This is a genomic window from Xanthomonas albilineans, from assembly GCF_002939705.1.
Classification (GTDB): Bacteria; Pseudomonadota; Gammaproteobacteria; order Xanthomonadales; family Xanthomonadaceae; genus Xanthomonas_A; species Xanthomonas_A albilineans.
In genome coordinates this window covers 1-798 of record NZ_MDCB01000080.1, presented here as the reverse complement: position 1 = coordinate 798, position 798 = coordinate 1, and the positions used below count along the sequence as shown (strand labels likewise).

The 798-nt window shown below is 67.5% G+C and carries 1 protein-coding gene; it reads left to right on the top strand.

The annotated features are described in order from the left end of the window. Positions 1-798: AMP-binding protein (locus XalbCFBP2523_RS15815; protein WP_045757101.1), on the top strand; the 798-nt coding region annotated here is incomplete at both ends.

Here is a 798-nt window from a genome sequence, read left to right as displayed (position 1 = left end):
ACCTCCGGCTCGACCGGCAAACCCAAGGGCGTGCTGGTCTCCCACCACGCATTGACCACGCGCCTGCACGCCCTGATCGACCTGTACCGACTAGCACCACAGGACCGCGTGCTGCAATTTGCCGCACTGGCCTTCGATGCGTCGGTCGAAGAACTCTTCGGCGCCTTGTGCTGCGGCGCCACCCTGGTGCTGCGCGACGATACCTGGCTGGACACCGAGCGGTTCTGGGCGCAGTGCGCGCAGGCCAACATCAGCGTGGTCGATCTACCGACCCGCTTCTGGGCGCAGTTATGCGCGCAGTCGCTGGACATTCCCACCTGCGTGCGTCAGGTCATCATCGGCGGCGAAGCGCTGACACCGGCCATGCGCCAGCACTGGGTCCAGAACACCCGCACGCCGCTGCTGGATACCTACGGCCCGACCGAAGCCGTCGTGGTCGCCACCGCCCAGGCCGTCGCCGCCGACACCCCGAGCGGCATTGGTCGCCCGCTCCTGGGCACCCGGGCGTACGTGCTGGATCGTGCCGCTCAGTTGCTGCCGATCGGTGCGCGCGGTGAACTGTATCTCGGCGGCACCGCAGTGGCTCGGGGCTACCTCGGCCGTGCCGATCTGACCGCTGAACGCTTCGTCCCCGATCCGTTCGCCGAACAGCCCGGTGCGCGCATGTACCGCAGCGGCGATCTGGCCTGCTGGCGTGCGGACGGCACACTCGATTATCTCGGCCGCAACGACGATCAGATCAAACTGCGCGGGTTCCGTATCGAGCTCGGCGAGATAGAAGCCGCGCTACGCACCTGC